This is a genomic window from Micromonospora sp. ATA51 (genome assembly GCF_016802855.1).
Lineage (GTDB): Bacteria > Actinomycetota > Actinomycetes > Mycobacteriales > Micromonosporaceae > Micromonospora > Micromonospora sicca.
In genome coordinates this window covers 1-14195 of the sequence record NZ_JAEVHJ010000163.1, presented here as the reverse complement: position 1 = coordinate 14195, position 14195 = coordinate 1, and the positions used below count along the sequence as shown (strand labels likewise).

14 protein-coding genes and 5 pseudogenes are annotated in these 14195 nt (G+C 74.5%); 15 read left to right on the top strand and 4 right to left on the bottom strand.

The features are described from left to right. Nucleotides 1-93 precede the first annotated feature (93 nt). Nucleotides 94-795 (top strand): DUF2567 domain-containing protein, encoded by a 702-nt coding sequence (locus JNW87_RS22925; protein WP_236648483.1) that lies wholly within the window; start codon nt 94-96, stop codon nt 793-795. Here JNW87_RS22925 and JNW87_RS22920 read toward each other — a convergent pair. Then, on the bottom strand, nt 710-1414 hold the full coding sequence (locus tag JNW87_RS22920) for an LON peptidase substrate-binding domain-containing protein (protein WP_109805151.1): 705 nt from the start codon (nt 1412-1414) through the stop codon (nt 710-712). The two genes, JNW87_RS22925 and JNW87_RS22920, sit on opposite strands and share 86 nt — an antisense overlap. Before the next feature lie 106 nt (nt 1415-1520). Between JNW87_RS22920 and hisD the strand changes: the two genes are divergently transcribed. From hisD to hisF, 12 genes and pseudogenes are all read left to right on the top strand, one after another. Then, nucleotides 1521-2843: a histidinol dehydrogenase gene (gene hisD / locus JNW87_RS22915; RefSeq protein WP_109805152.1), complete on the top strand. Its 1323-nt coding sequence runs from the start codon at nt 1521-1523 to the stop codon at nt 2841-2843. Next, nucleotides 2840-3912: pseudogene (locus tag JNW87_RS22910) on the top strand (histidinol-phosphate transaminase). Before hisD ends, JNW87_RS22910 begins: the two are co-directional and overlap by 4 nt. Before the next feature lie 51 nt (nt 3913-3963). After that, the gene (hisB, locus tag JNW87_RS22905; protein WP_109805154.1) at nt 3964-4575 is read left to right on the top strand and encodes an imidazoleglycerol-phosphate dehydratase HisB; all 612 of its coding nucleotides are present in this window, start codon (nt 3964-3966) and stop codon (nt 4573-4575) included. Between the two features lie 58 nt (nt 4576-4633). Then, nucleotides 4634-4795 carry a hypothetical protein gene (locus JNW87_RS22900; protein WP_201749964.1) on the top strand — a complete coding sequence of 54 codons (162 nt, stop codon included), beginning with the start codon at nt 4634-4636 and terminating at the stop codon, nt 4793-4795. 76 nt (nt 4796-4871) lie between these two features. After that, nucleotides 4872-5494: pseudogene (gene hisH / locus JNW87_RS22895) on the top strand (imidazole glycerol phosphate synthase subunit HisH). Between the two features lie 115 nt (nt 5495-5609). After that, nucleotides 5610-5933, top strand: a complete 324-nt coding sequence (locus JNW87_RS22890) for a hypothetical protein (protein ID WP_109805156.1) — start codon at nt 5610-5612, stop codon at nt 5931-5933. 16 nt (nt 5934-5949) lie between these two features. Then, nucleotides 5950-6677 (top strand): annotated as a pseudogene (gene priA / locus JNW87_RS22885) (bifunctional 1-(5-phosphoribosyl)-5-((5-phosphoribosylamino)methylideneamino)imidazole-4-carboxamide isomerase/phosphoribosylanthranilate isomerase PriA). Then, on the top strand, nt 6674-7087 hold the full coding sequence (locus tag JNW87_RS22880) for a RidA family protein (protein ID WP_109805158.1): 414 nt from the start codon (nt 6674-6676) through the stop codon (nt 7085-7087). Before priA ends, JNW87_RS22880 begins: the two are co-directional and overlap by 4 nt. A gap of 93 nt (nt 7088-7180) precedes the next feature. After that, nucleotides 7181-7627 carry a MarR family winged helix-turn-helix transcriptional regulator gene (locus JNW87_RS22875; protein ID WP_109805159.1) on the top strand — a complete coding sequence of 149 codons (447 nt, stop codon included), beginning with the start codon at nt 7181-7183 and terminating at the stop codon, nt 7625-7627. A gap of 1 nt (nt 7628) precedes the next feature. Further along, nucleotides 7629-8060 carry an organic hydroperoxide resistance protein gene (locus tag JNW87_RS22870; RefSeq protein WP_109805160.1) on the top strand — a complete coding sequence of 144 codons (432 nt, stop codon included), beginning with the start codon at nt 7629-7631 and terminating at the stop codon, nt 8058-8060. 45 nt (nt 8061-8105) lie between these two features. Next, on the top strand, nt 8106-9104 hold the full coding sequence (locus JNW87_RS22865; protein ID WP_109805161.1) for an NADP-dependent oxidoreductase: 999 nt from the start codon (nt 8106-8108) through the stop codon (nt 9102-9104). A 73-nt stretch (nt 9105-9177) separates the two neighbouring features. Then, nucleotides 9178-9945 (top strand): imidazole glycerol phosphate synthase subunit HisF, encoded by a 768-nt coding sequence (gene hisF, locus JNW87_RS22860; protein WP_109805162.1) that lies wholly within the window; start codon nt 9178-9180, stop codon nt 9943-9945. Nucleotides 9946-10041: 96 nt separating this feature from the next. Here hisF and JNW87_RS22855 read toward each other — a convergent pair whose 3' ends face one another. Together JNW87_RS22855 and JNW87_RS22850 are read right to left on the bottom strand one after the other, a co-directional pair. Continuing rightward, nucleotides 10042-10503 (bottom strand): hypothetical protein, encoded by a 462-nt coding sequence (locus JNW87_RS22855; RefSeq protein ID WP_109805163.1) that lies wholly within the window; start codon nt 10501-10503, stop codon nt 10042-10044. Nucleotides 10504-10800: 297 nt separating this feature from the next. After that, nucleotides 10801-11442: pseudogene (locus tag JNW87_RS22850) on the bottom strand (YitT family protein); the annotation flags it as partial. A 58-nt stretch (nt 11443-11500) separates the two neighbouring features. On the opposite strand from JNW87_RS22850, the pseudogene JNW87_RS22845 reads away from it, so the two are divergent. Together JNW87_RS22845 and JNW87_RS22840 are read left to right on the top strand one after the other, a co-directional pair. Next, nucleotides 11501-12956 (top strand): annotated as a pseudogene (locus JNW87_RS22845) (PLP-dependent aminotransferase family protein). Nucleotides 12957-13020: 64 nt separating this feature from the next. Then, complete coding sequence (locus tag JNW87_RS22840; protein ID WP_238454377.1) at nt 13021-13854, top strand: low temperature requirement protein A; 834 nt, start codon at nt 13021-13023, stop codon at nt 13852-13854. Here JNW87_RS22840 and JNW87_RS22835 read toward each other — a convergent pair. Beyond that, nucleotides 13840-14175 carry a transposase gene (locus JNW87_RS22835; RefSeq protein WP_238454378.1) on the bottom strand — a complete coding sequence of 112 codons (336 nt, stop codon included), beginning with the start codon at nt 14173-14175 and terminating at the stop codon, nt 13840-13842. The genes JNW87_RS22840 and JNW87_RS22835 overlap by 15 nt on opposite strands. Nucleotides 14176-14195: the final 20 nt, after the last annotated feature.

The window sequence follows — 14195 nt, the reverse complement described above, 5'->3', positions numbered from 1 at the left end:
GGAACGCGACCGGCCGTCGCGCACCAGCTCTACGCGCTCGCCTGGGCCGGTCCGGGAGCGGAGCACCGCCCGGCGACGGTCGCCGGGCCGGCCGTGACCGCCCGGCCCGCCCGCGGGGTCCGCCGGACCGTCGGGCTGACGCTGGGAGTCGCGCTCCTGCTGACCGTGCTGGGCGCCCCGCTGGGACTGCTCTGGGCCGCCGTCGCGCCGGACACCCCGGTGCTGAAGACCGCCGAGGGGGCGATCTACGCCACGCCGCAGCCGGAACAGCCGATCGCCGCCGACGGCTGGTTCAGCCTGCTCGGCCTCGGCTTCGGCGTGCTCACCGCGATCGCCCTGTGGTTCCTGCTGCGCCGCCGCCGTGGCCCGGTCGGGCTGCTCGCCGGCACGCTGGGCGGCCTCGGCGCGGCGGTGGTGGCCTGGCAGTTCGGCCGGCGGATCGGGCTGTCGACCTACCAGCGGCTGCTGGAGACCGCCCCGGACGGCCAGGCCTTCACCAAGCCGGCCGACCTGCGGGCGGGCGGCTTGGACTGGTTGGTCGTCCCGCACGGCAACCTGCTGCTGCCCGCGTTCGGGGCCGCCGTCACGTACACCCTGCTGGCCGGCTGGTCCCGCTGGCCCTCGCTGCGCCCGGAACCGGAGCCGTACGCGGCCTGGCCGCCGCCGCTGGCGGGGGCCGGTGGCTGGGGCGTCGGCCCGGCGGAGGGGCTCAGTTCGGCGCCGGTGGACCGGCCAGCTCGCTCAGCGGCACCGGAACCGCCCGGACCTGACGCAGCAGAGCCGCCTCGCGGTTGAGCAGCCGCAGCTCGGCGCGGAGCCGGCCGGCGGTGTCGTCGATGGCGAGCAGCCGTTGGCGGTCCGCGACGGTCAGCGCGGCGGTGGCCGCGACCAGGTGCGACAGCACCGTCGGGTCCTCCGGCAGCTGCTCGGAGATCTCCTGCGGGTCGGGCCGGATCAGTCCGAGGTACTGCCGGAAGACCGAGATCACCCGGGCGGCGAGCAGGTCGGTGACCTCGTCCGTCCCGGTCTGCTCGGGCAGCCACTCCACCTCGGCGGTCAGGTAGGGCTCGGCGTCGGCGTCGACGTCGGCGATCCGGAACCGCCGGCGGCCGACGGTGACGATGTCGAACCCGCCGTCGGCCAGCTCGGTGACCTGCCGCAACTCGGCGGTGCAGCCCACCTCGTGCAGTGTCACGTCCGCGCCGCCGGGGACGGGCCGGCCGTTCGGCTCGGCCGGGGCGACCTCCCAGCCGGCCTGGATCGCCACCACGCCGAACTCGCGCGGCGCCCCCTCGGGCAGCCCGACCAGGTGCCGCACCAGCGCCCGGTAGCGCTCCTCGAAGATGTGCAGCGGCAGCACCAGCCCCGGGAAGAGCACCGTTGCGAGCGGAAACACCGGCAGCCGTGCGGTCACGGTTCGAGCGTAGCCCGATCGCGCCCCCTCGGCGTGTCCCGGCTCACCGTCCCGGCGTACGGACGGCGCGGGGTCGGCTCCGGACCGGCCGCCTAGACTCGCAAGGGTGCTGAATCGGATCGACCTGCGCGGCGGGGTGCGTGACCCGCGCCGCCTGCTGCCCCGTGCCCAGCTCGACGTGTCGGTGGCCGTCGAGCGGATCCGCCCGCTGGTCGAGGCGGTCGGGGAGCATGGTTACCCGGCGATCCGGGAGGCGAGCGAGCGGTTCGACGGCATCTCCCCGGAGCGCCTGCGGGTGCCCACCGAGGCGATCAAGGAGGCCGAGGGGACCCTCGACCCGCAGGTTCGCGCCGCGCTGCTGGAGTCGATCAGCCGGGCCCGCAAGGTCCACGCCGACCAGCGGCGCACCGACCACACCACCCAGGTGGTGCCCGGCGGCACGGTGACCGAGCGCTGGGTGCCGGTCGACCGGGTCGGCCTGTACGTCCCCGGCGGCCTGGCGATGTACCCGTCGACCGTGGTGATGAACGTGGTCCCCGCCCAGGTGGCCGGGGTCCGCTCCCTGGTCGTGGTCAGCCCGCCGCAGCGGGAGAACGGCGGCCTGCCGGACCAGCGCGTGCTGGCGGCCTGCGCGCTGCTCGGCGTCGACGAGGTGTACGCCGTCGGCGGCGCCCAGGCGGTGGCGATGCTGGCGTACGGCTCGACCGTCGACCCGGACGGCGCGGAGCGCTGCGAGCCGGTCGACATGATCACCGGTCCGGGCAACATCTGGGTGACCGCCGCCAAGCGGCTGCTGCGCGGCCTGGTGGGCATCGACGCCGAGGCCGGCCCGACGGAGATCGCCATCCTGGCCGACGACACCGCCGACCCGGCGCACGTCGCCGCCGACCTGATCAGCCAGGCCGAGCACGATCCGCTGGCCGCCAGCGTGCTGGTCACCCCGTCGGTCGCCCTCGCGGACGCGGTCGAGCGGGAGCTGGCCCGGCAGGTGCCGGCCACCAAGCACGTCGAGCGGGTCACCACGGCGCTGACCGGCGAGCAGAGCGGCGTCGTCCTGGTCGACGACCTCTCCGCCGGGCTGCGGGTGGTCGACGCGTACGCGGCCGAGCACCTGGAGATCCAGACCGAGGACGCCCGGGAGTGGGCGCTGCGGGTGCGCAACGCCGGGGCGATCTTCGTCGGCGCCTGGTCGCCGGTGTCGCTCGGCGACTACTGCGCCGGCTCCAACCACGTCCTGCCCACCGGCGGCTGCGCCCGGCACTCCTCCGGCCTGTCCGTGCAGTCCTTCCTGCGCGGCGTCCACCTCGTGGAGTACAGCCAGGACGCGCTGCGCGACGTCGCGCCGCACGTGGTCACGCTGGCGACCGTGGAGGACCTGCCGGCGCACGGCCAGGCGGTCAGTGTCCGCTTCGCGGAGGGCCCGTCGTGACGACGCTGGACGATCTCCCGCTCCGCGACGACCTGCGCGGGCTCAAGCCGTACGGCGCGCCGCAGCTCGACGTGCCGGTGCGGCTGAACACCAACGAGAACTCCTACCCGGTGCCCGAGCCGGTGGTGGAGGCGATCGGCAAGGCGCTCGCGGCCGAGCTGCGCGACCTCAACCGCTACCCGGACCGGGACGCGGTGGCGCTCCGCGCGACCTGGCCGAATACCTCGGCCACGGGCTCACCGTCGAGCAGGTCTGGGCGGCCAACGGGTCCAACGAGGTCCAGCAGCAGTTGCTCCAGGCGTTCGGCGGTCCGGGGCGGACGGCGCTCGGCTTCACCCCGGCGTACTCCATGCACCCGCTGCTGGCGCTCGGCACCGGCACCGGCTGGATCCCGGCGGCGCGCGGCGCCGACTTCGGGTTGACCGCCGCCGATGCGGTGGCCCAGGTCCGCGCGCACCGCCCCGACGTGGTCTTCCTCTGCTCGCCGAACAACCCGACCGGGACCGCATTGGACCCGGCGGTGGTCGCCGCGGTGCTCGACGAGGCGCCCGGCATGGTGGTGGTGGACGAGGCGTACGCCGAGTTCGCCCGGCCCGGCACGGTGAGCGCCCTGGCGGTGCTGCCCGGCCACCCGCGGCTGGTGGTCACCCGGACGATGAGCAAGGCGTTCGGCTTCGCCGGCGGCCGGCTGGGCTACCTGGCCGCCGACCCGGCCGTGGTGCAGGCGGTGCAGCTCGTCCGGCTGCCGTACCACCTCTCCGCGCTCACCCAGGCCGCGGCCCGCGGGGCCCTGGCCCACCGCGACGCCCTGCTGGGCACGGTCGCGGCGATCATGGAGCAGCGCGACCGGATCGTCGCCGAGCTGCGCGCCCGGGGTCACCGGGTCGCCGACAGCGACGCCAACTTCGTGCTCTTCTCCGTCGGCGGCGACCAGTCCGCCGCGTGGCGGACCCTGCTCGACGCCGGGGTGCTGGTCCGCGACGTCGGCCTGCCCGGCTGGCTGCGGGTCACCGCCGGCACCCCCGCCGAGACCGACGCCTTCCTGTCCGCAATGGAGCGGCTCCGGTGAGAGCGCGAGAGTGAGCTCGCCACCCCCGCAGCCGCGACCGAAAGGTAAGCAATGAGTCGCACCGCCCGGATCGAACGGGTCACCAAGGAGACCAAGGTCCTCGTCGAGATCGACCTCGACGGCACCGGCAAGGCCGACATCGAGACCGGCGTCGGCTTCTACGACCACATGCTGAACCAGATCGCCCGGCACGGCGGCTTCGACCTGACCGTGCACACCGTCGGCGACCTGGAGATCGACGCCCACCACACGATGGAGGACACCGCGCTCGCCCTGGGCGCCGCGTTCGACCAGGCGCTGGGGGACAAGGCCGGCATCCGGCGGTACGGCTCGGCCACCGTCCCGATGGACGAGGTCCTGGTCCGGGCCGCCGTCGACCTCTCCGGCCGGCCGTACGTGCTGCACGACGAGCCGGTGCTCGCGCCGTACATCGGGCCGGTCTACCCGACGAGCATGACCCGGCACATCTGGGAGTCGTTCGGTCAGGCGGCCCGGATCACCCTGCACGTGGACGTGTTGCGGGCGGCCCGCCCCGGCGGCCACCCGGACGCCCACCACGTGGTCGAGGCCCAGTTCAAGGCGGTCTCCCGGGCGCTGCGCGAGGCCAGCGCGATCGACCCGCGCAGCGCCGGGGCGATCCCCAGCACCAAGGGCGCGCTGTGATGAGCGCGAGCAGCGCAGCGCGGCGGGGCCGCGCGGTCGCGAACGAAGGACGGCGCTGATGGGGACCGTGCTCTTGATCCTGGCCGGCGTGCTGGTCGGCGGGACCTGGTCGTTGCACAAGCAGGGTGCCCCGCGGGCCGCGGTGGTGGTCACCGGAGTGCTGGCCGTGCTGGCCACCGTCGGCGGGCTGCTCTGGCTGCTGCCGGGGGAGGGGTCATGAGCGAGCGCAGCGAGCGAATCATCAGGCACAGCGCGCTGGTGCCTCATGACGGCACGGAGCGCAGCGGAGTGCCGTCATGAGCAGGCGGATCGTGGTGCTCGACTACGGCTCGGGCAACCTGCGTTCGGCCGAGCGCGCCCTGGAGCGGGCCGGCGCGGACGTCACGGTGACCGACGACCTGGCCGCCGCCGCCGAGGCGGAGGGCCTGGTCGTGCCGGGGGTGGGCGCGTTCGCCGCGTGCATGGCGGGGATCGAGGCGCTCGGCGCCGGCCCGGTCATCGCCGAGCGGGTGGCGGCCGGCCGTCCGGTGCTCGGCATCTGCGTGGGTATGCAGGTGCTCTTCGAGCACGGTGACGAGCACGGCGTGGTGACCAAGGGCCTCGGGCTGCTGCCCGGCGGGGTGACGAAGCTGCCCGCCGAGCGGCTGCCGCACATGGGCTGGAACACCGTGCGCGCGCCGGAGGGTTCGGTGCTCTTCGCCGGCCTGCCGCCGACAGCCGGTTCTACTTCGTCCACTCGTACGGGGTGAGCGACGTGGCCGGGCTCGCCGCGGCGGGCGCGCGGGTCACCACCGCGCACCACGGCACCGACTTCGTGGCGGCCGTGGAACGGGGCCCGCTGTCGGCCGCCCAGTTCCACCCGGAGAAGTCGGCCGACACCGGCGCCGCGCTGCTGCGTAACTGGCTAGCCACACGGTGAGCGCGAGGAGCGAGCCGCGTCCGCGAGCCCGGCGGTCGCGAATGGATGGTGGGCCGGTGAGCGCGAGGAGGGAGTCGATCTTGCGCGCCCCGCGGTCGGGAACGATGGTGGGCCGGTGAGCAAGGAGCGGGCTCGCCGCCGGGCGGCGCGCCAGGCCGAACTGGCGGCCGAACAGGCCGTCCGGCGCCGCCGGGTGGCCCGCCGGGAGCGCCGCCGCGCCGTCGTCCGCCGGTTGACGCCTAAGCTGCGGCGGGGCCGCACCGGCCGGTTGGCCCGGCACACCCGGCGCGAGCGGGCCGCGATCGTGCTGCTCACCGGGGCGGCGCTGGTCGGGATCTGGTATTTCGTGGACGACCTGGCGCTGCGGCTGGCGTTGGTCGTGTTGTTGCTGCTGGTCCTGCCGGCGATCGTGGTGATCGCCCTGGACCGCCGTACCTGATGCGAGGAGTAGAGCGTTGAGCCTCATCCTGTTACCGGCCGTGGACGTCGCCGACGGCCAGGCGTCCGGCTCGTGCAGGGCGCCGCCGGCAGCGAGACCACCTACGGCGATCCGCTGGAGGCCGCGCTGGCCTGGCAGGCCGACGGGGCGGAGTGGATCCACCTGGTCGACCTGGACGCCGCGTTCGGCCGGGGGACCAACGCGCACCTGCTGGCCGAGGTGGTCCGGCAGCTCGACGTGAACGTCGAGCTCTCCGGCGGGATCCGGGACGACGAGTCGCTGCACGCGGCGCTGGGCACCGGCGCGGCGCGGGTCAACATCGGCACCGCCGCGTTGGAGGATGCCCAGTGGTGCGACCGGGTCTGCGGCGAGTACGGCGACCGGGTGGCGATCGGGCTGGACGTGCGGGGTCGTACCCTCTCGGCGCGCGGCTGGACCCGCGACGGCGGTGACCTGTACGAGGTGCTGGAGCGGCTCGACAAGGCCGGCGCCTCCCGCTACGTGGTGACCGACATCACCAAGGACGGCACCATGCGCGGGCCGAACCTGGACCTGCTCCGCGAGGTCTGCTCGCGTACCGACGCCCCGGTGATCGCCTCCGGCGGCGTCTCCACCCTCGACGACCTGCGTGCCCTGGCCGGCCTGGAGTCGGTCGGGGTGGAGGGCGTGATCGCCGGCAAGGCGCTCTACTCGGGGGCGTTCACCGTCGGCGGGGCGCTGGAGACGTTGCGGGCGGCCGGGTGACCGCCGTCGCGGGGGACGGCGCGGCCGTCACCCGGCTGGGCTCCGGCGGACCGTGGGAGGCCGTCTTCGGCTACTCGCGGGTGGTCCGGGCCGGGAACCTGGCCTGGACGGCGGGCTGCACCTCGACGGTCGACGGGCGGGTGGCCCACGTCGGGGACGCCGCGGCGCAGACCGCGCAGGCGTTGCGGATCGGCCTGGACGCGCTGGCCGAGGTGGGCGCCGAGCCGGCCGACGTGGTGCGGACCCGGATGTACGTGACCGACCGGAGCTACGCCGACGAGGTGGGCCGGGCGCACAACGCGATCTTCGGGGCGGTCCGCCCGGCGGCGACGATGGTGGTGGTGGCCGGGCTGATCGACCCGGAGCACCTGGTGGAGGTCGAGTTGGAGGCCTGGCTCGGCGACCGGTGACCCCGGCCGCCCCATTCGGGACGGCCGGTGGGCGCGGTCACATCGCGACCAGACTGGTTGTGCACAACTTGATTGGGCACTACGGTATTCGACGTGACCGATGATCTGGTGCTGCGCCGGCAGGTGTGCTTCGCCCTCTACGCGGCGTCGCGCGCCCTCACCGACGTCTACCGGCCCATCCTCGACGAGCATGGGCTGACCTACCCGCAGTACCTGGTGCTGCTGGTGCTCTGGGAGCGCGGCGACGAGGCCCCCACGGTCTCCGAACTCGGCGCCCAGCTCCGGCTCGACTCCGGCACCCTCTCCCCGCTGCTCAAGCGGCTGGAGGCGGCGGGCCTGCTGGTCCGCAGCCGCTCGGCGCGCGACGAGCGCCGGGTGGAGGTGCATCTCACCGACCGAGGCCGGGAGCTGCGGCAGCGGATGGAGGACGTGCCGATGCGGATCGCCTGCGCCACCGGGCTCACCGAGGCCGAGCTGGTCGGGCTGCGCGACACCCTCACCCGGGTCACCGAGACGATCCACCGACAGAAGGAGCAGTGACATGCAGGTGCTCTACACCGCCTCCGCCCGGGCCACCGGCGACGGCCGGGACGGCCACGTCCGCACCTCGGACGACACGTTCGACCTGGACCTGGCGATCCCGAAGGAGATGGGTGGCGCCGGTGGCGCGACCAACCCCGAGCAGCTCTTCGCCGCCGGCTACGCGGCCTGCTTCCACTCGGCGCTGCGGCTGGTGGCCCGCCGGGCCAAGGCCGACGTCAGCGGCTCGGTCGTCGAGGCCGAGGTGGGCATCGGCCCGAACGGCAGCGGCGGCTTCGGCCTGACCGTCGCCCTCGTGGTGGACCTGCCCGCCGTCGAGCGCGCCGCCGCCGAGCAGCTGGTCGAGGCCGCCCACCAGGTCTGCCCGTACTCGAACGCGACCCGTGGGAACATCGAGGTCGCCCTCACCGTCCGCGAGGCCGCGTCGGCCTGAGTGCCGCCGACAACCCGGACCGTCGCGTACGAAAGGACGAACCCCATGAGCACCAACCGTGAGATTCACCTGGCCTCCCGCCCCCAGGGCTGGCCGACCGCCGAGAACTTCCGCCTCGTCACCACCGAGGTGCCCACCCCGGGCCCGGGGCAGATCGTGGTCCGCAACCAGTTCATGTCGGTCGACCCGTACATGCGGGGCCGGATGAACGACGTCAAGTCGTACGTGCCGCCGTTCCAGCTCGACGCCCCGCTCGACGGCGGCGCGATCGGCGAGGTGGTGGCCAGCGAGGCCGAGGGGATCAAGCCCGGCGACACCGTCCTGCACGGCCTGGGCTGGCGGGAGTACGCGCTGCTCGACGCGAAGGCCGCCCGCAAGGTCGACCCGAGCCTCGCGCCGGTGAGCGCGTACCTGAGCGTGCTCGGCATGACCGGCCTGACCGCGTACGCCGGTCTGCTCGACGTGGCCGCGATGAAGCCCGGCGAGACCGTCTTCGTCTCCGGCGCGGCCGGGGCGGTGGGCAGCATGGTGGGCCAGATCGCCAAGCTCCGGGGCGCGTCCCGGGTGATCGGCAGCGCCGGCTCGGCGGCCAAGGTGGAGCGGCTGAAGGCGCTCGGTTTCGACGCCGCCTTCGACTACCACGACGGCCCGGTGCGGGAGTCGCTGAAGGCCGCCGCCCCGGACGGCATCGACGTGTACTTCGACAACGTCGGCTCCGAGCACCTGGAGGCCGCGATCAGCGCGCTGAACCTGCACGGCCGTGTCGCCATCTGCGGCATGATCGCGCAGTACAACTCCAGCGAGCCGCCGGCCGCGCCGCGCAACCTGGCCCTGGTCATCGGCAAGCGGCTGACCCTGCGCGGCTTCCTGGTCGGCGACCACGGCCACCTGCGCGACCAGTTCGTCCAGGAGATGTCCGGCTGGCTGCGCGACGGCCGGATCTCGTACGACGAGACGGTCGTCGACGGCATCGAGAACGCCCCCGCGGCGTTCCTCGGCGTGCTGCGCGGCGAGAACCTGGGCAAGATGCTCGTCCGGGTGTGACCCGGAACTCGTTCCCGGCGGTCGGCCCGCTCGGGCCGGCCGCCGTGCCGTGCGGGTTGGATAGGCTCGCGACATGACGGTGGCGGTACGGGTCATCCCCTGTCTGGACGTGGACGCCGGGCGGGTGGTCAAGGGGGTCAACTTCCTCGACCTGCGCGACGCCGGCGACCCGGTGGAGCTCGCGGCGGCGTACGACCGCGCGGGCGCGGACGAGCTGACCTTCCTCGACGTCACCGCCTCCGCCAGCAACCGGGGGACCATGCTCGACGTGGTGCGCCGCACCGCCGAGTCGGTCTTCATCCCGCTGACCGTCGGCGGCGGCGTACGCCAGGTCGCCGACGTCGACACGCTGCTGCGCGCGGGCGCGGACAAGGTCGGCGTGAACACCGCCGCCATCGCCCGGCCGGAGCTGATCGCCGAGATCGCCGACCGGTTCGGCCGGCAGGTGCTGGTGCTCTCGCTCGACGTCCGGCGGGCGCCGGCCGGCACCACGCCGAGCGGCTTCGAGGTGACCACCCACGGCGGCCGTCGGGGCGCCGGGATCGACGCCGTCGAGTGGGCGCGGCGCGGCGCGGAGCTGGGTGCGGGGGAGATCCTGCTGAACTCGATGGACGCCGACGGCACCAAGGCCGGCTTCGACCTGGCGCTGATCCAGGCGGTCCGCGCCGTGGTCGACGTGCCGGTGATCGCCAGCGGCGGCGCCGGCGAGGTCGCGCACTTCCCGCCGGCGATCGGCGCGGGGGCCGACGCCGTGCTGGCGGCCAGCGTCTTCCACTTCGGCGAGCTGACCGTCGGCGAGGTCAAGGACGCCCTGCGCGGAGCCGGCCACCCGATCCGCTGACCACGCCCGGCTTGACCGACTCCGGATCGCCGAGGTGGCGGTGTCCCCGGGCGCCGGATGCCCCTGGGTCGCCGATCTGGAGGCGGAGCGCGCGGGTCAGCCCCGGCCGGAGTGGCCCTCGGGGGAGCGGCGCGGGGCCGGGATCGAGCGGACCAGATGCTCCTGGACGGCGGCGGCGTGGTCGTCCTCGGCGAGGCTCCAGTCCGCGGTGCCCGGGGTGTGCCGACGGCTCAGCACCCCCTGCACGGTGTCCACCGTGGTCGCCACCCCGGCGCTGGGCCGGGTGCGCCAGAGCCGTTCCCCGTCCGACGTGATCCGGAACCAGCCGTCCGAGACGCTGACCAGCCCGGCGCCGGCCAGCCGGCGGACCGCGCCCTCCACCTCGTGCCGTTCCGGGATGGACTGGTTCAGGTGGTCGGCGGTGGAGAGCACGTCAGCCAGGCGCACGCCCTCGGGCCGCCGGGTCGAGGCGGACCGGCGGTGCCGACCGGCGCCGCTCGCGATGACCAGTGAGACGAAGATCCAGGCGTCGGTCCAGTGCCATCCGTTCTCCCCCATGCACGAAATGATGCCCGGCCGCGACGGCGCAGCAAACACCCGGTTTTCCCCTGGCGCATCACCGCAGCTCACCACGGGTCCGGGCGATTCCGTCCGGTCGCGGTCGGCGCGAGGCCGGTCACCGTGAGTGTCCGGCGGTCCCGCGACCGGACACGCCGGGGCCGCGCGACGGACACGCCGGACCGCGCGACCGGACACCAGGACGCTCGGCGGGGGCCGCGCGACCCGACACCAGGGCCGGGCCGGGGAGCGGTCAGGCCGCCTCGGTGGCCCGGTCGCCGGACCGGCCGCGCAGACCGCCGGCTCCGGGGTGGACACTGCCGGCTCCGGCCGGGGGGCCACCGCGAAGAGCGGGATGAAGACCTGGGCCAGCGGCCCGATGGCGAGCGCGTAGGCGACCGTGCCGACGCCGACGGTGCCGCCGAGCAGCCAGCCCAGCGCCAGCACCGCCACCTCGATGACCGTGCGGACAAGTCGGACGGACCGCCCCGGGCGGCGGGCGACGTACCCGGTCATCAGGCCGTCGCGCGGGCCGGGGCCGAGCCGCGCGCCGAGGTAGAGGCCGGTGGCGGCGCCGTTGAGCACGATGCCGGCGACCAGCAGGCCGATCCGTACCGGCAGCGGCCCGCCGGCCGGCAGCACCGCGAGCGTGCCGTCGACCACCAGGCCGATCACCACGACGTTGCTGACCGTGCCCAGGCCGGGGCGCTGCCGCAGCGGGATCCAGAGCAGCAGGACGAGGGCGCCGACCGCGATGGTGACCGTGCCGAAGGAGAGCCCGGTCTGCCCGGCGAGGCCCTGGTGGAACACGTCCCACGGGTCGAGCCCCAAGCCGGACCGGATCATCAGCGCCATGCTGACCCCGTAGAGGGCGAGCCCGACGTAGAGCTGGCTCAGCCGCCGGGCCGGCCGGTGCCGGAGATTGCCAATCACTGCCATGCATGCCACCCTAGGGGCCAATCCCAGGTCTTCAAGCAGCCAATTTCGGAGGGGTGGCATGACAAGCCAGGTGCGTGGCATCCAATTGGCCCGGCTGCTCGGCCAGTGGCACGCGCTGCCCGGCCGGCGGCGGAGCCCGGACTACGCCGCGCTCGCCGCCGCGGTCCGTGGCCTGCTCGCCGACGGCCGGCTTCCCCTGGGGGTACGCCTGCCGGCCGAGCGGGAGCTGGCCGAGGCGCTGCGGATCAGCCGGACCACGGTCACCGCCGCGTACCGGGAGCTGCGGGAGACCGGCCACCTGGCCAGCCGCCGGGGCGCCGGCAGCTGGACCATGCTCCCGGGCACCCACCGGGTGGCCAGCACCGGCCTGTGGACCCCGCTGGACGACCGGGACATGATCGACCTCGGCGTCGCCGCGCTCGCCGCCCCCGCCCAGCTCCTCCCGGCCGCCCGGGCCGCCGCCGAGGACCTGCCGCGCTACCTGAGCGGCGCCGGCTACCACCCCACCGGGATCATCGAGCTGCGTGAGGCGGTCGCCCGGTCGTACACCGAGCGGGGCCTGCCCACCAGCCCCGAGCAGATCATGGTCACCAGCGGCACCCAGCACGCGCTGGACCTGGTGCTGCGGTTGGCGCTGTCGCCCGGCGGCGGGGTGCTGGTCGAGTCCCCGACCTACCCCAACGCCCTCGCGGCGCTCGCCGCCCGCCGGGCTCGGATCACCACCCACGGGCTCGCCGCCGACGGCGCCGGCTGGGACGCCGACCTGTTGCTCGGCAGCATCCGGCAGACCCGGCCGAAGTTGGCCTACCTGATCCCGGAGTTCCAGAACCCGACGCCACCTGATGGCGGCCGAGCTGCGCGAGCGCCTCGTCGGCGCGGCCCACGCCGCCGGCACCGACCTGGTCGTCGACGAGTCCTTCGTGGACCTGCCGTTGGACGGCACCGAACTGCCCCCGCCGACCGCCACCTTCGACCGGCACTCCCGGGTCATCTCCATCGGCGGGATGAGCAAGCCCTACTGGGGTGGCCTGCGGATCGGCTGGGTCCGCGCCTCCGCCCCGCAGGTGCAGCGGCTGGCCGCCGCCCGGGTCGGGGTCGACATGGCCAGCCCGGTGCTCGACCAGCTCGTGGCGGTGCACCTGCTGGCCGACGCGCCGGCCATCGTGGCCGCCCGTCAGGCCCAGCTCACCGCCCAGCGCGACGCGCTGATCGGCGCGCTGGCCGAGCGGCTGCCGGACTGGCGGGTCGCCGTCCCGCGCGGCGGCGTGACGCTCTGGACCGAGCTGGACGGCCCGATCTCCAGCGCCCTGGCCCGGGCCGCCGAGGAGGTCGGCGTACGGCTGGCGCCCGGCCCCCGGTTCGGCCTGGACGGCACCCTCGAACGCTTCCTGCGGCTGCCCTTCACGCTGCCCGCCGCGGACCTGGTGGAGGCGGTGGGCCGGCTCGCCGCGGTCCGCTACGACCTGGACCGCGCCGGCCGCCCGCAGTGGCGGGAGCCCTCCGTCATCGCCTGAGGCCGGCGCTCCTGACCTGCCTGTTCAGGCTCGTGTCGCCTGCCGCGGCTGGGAGACTGCGCAGGTGGGGGACGGCGGCGGCACCCGGTGGTCGCGGGGTGTGCAGCGCGGCGCGCCCGGCTCCCGGACGACCCGGCTGGAGCTCTTCTACGACCTGGTCTTCGTCTTCGCCTTCCTCAACGTCACCAGCCTGACCTCGAGCACGCCCACCCCGGTCAACCTGTTCCGGTGCCTGCTGGTGCTCGCGCTGCTGTGGTGGTGCTGGACGGGCTTCGCCGGCATGGCCACCCTGGTCCGCGCCGACCGGGGCGTGTTGCCGGTGGTCGGCTTCACCACTGTGGCCGCCACCTTCCTGCTGGCGCTGACCATGCCGGGGGCGTTCGTCGACCGGCCGGGCGGGTTGAACGGTCCGCTGGTCTTCGCCGGCTGCTATCTGCTGGTTCGCGCCGCGCAGCTGGCCATCGTCGGCTGGCTCGCCCGGTCCGACCCGGTCGAGCGCCGGCGCTGGCTGCTGCAGGCCGCCCTGCCGGTGGTGGCCTCGGCGCTGCTCATCGCCGCCGGCGTGGTGCCGTCTCGGATCGACGGTCGACCCGTCGCGATCGCGGTCCAGCTCGGGTTCTGGACGCTGGCGCTGGCCATCGAGTTCGGGGTCGGCACTGGGGTGGGCGGGTCGTACTGGCGGGTGGTCTCCGCCGGGCACTGGGCCGAGCGGCATGCGCTGATGATCCTGGTGGCCCTCGGCGAGTCGATCATTGCGCTGGGGATCGGCCCGAAGTTCATCAGCGAGCTGCCGCTGACCGGCCCGGTGGTGGTCGCCGCCGTGCTCGGCATCACCGTCGTGGCGGCGCTTCTGGTGGGCGTACTTCGACACCGTTACCTCTCACTAAGCGTTAGTTAGCTCATGATTGGCAGTCGCCCGTTGCCGGGCGGCGTTGGCCGCAGGCGGCCTTGACGCTTCGACGCCCGTTGCCCTGCCCGCGGGTGCGGGGCTTACGGGTCTTACACAGGCTCCACGTCCTGTTTTAGCGTCGCCCGGCGACTCCAGGTCGACGTGCCGCGCGAGGGCGGCTAGGTTGCGGGCGGCGTTGACGTCCCGGTCCAGGACCAGGCCGCAGGCATCGCAGTGGAACGTGCGCTCGGACAGCGACAGCTTGGGTTTCACCGTCTGGCATCGCGAGCAGGTCTTCGAGCTGGGGTACCACCGGTCGGCGACGTGCAGGACGCTGCCGTACCAGCCGG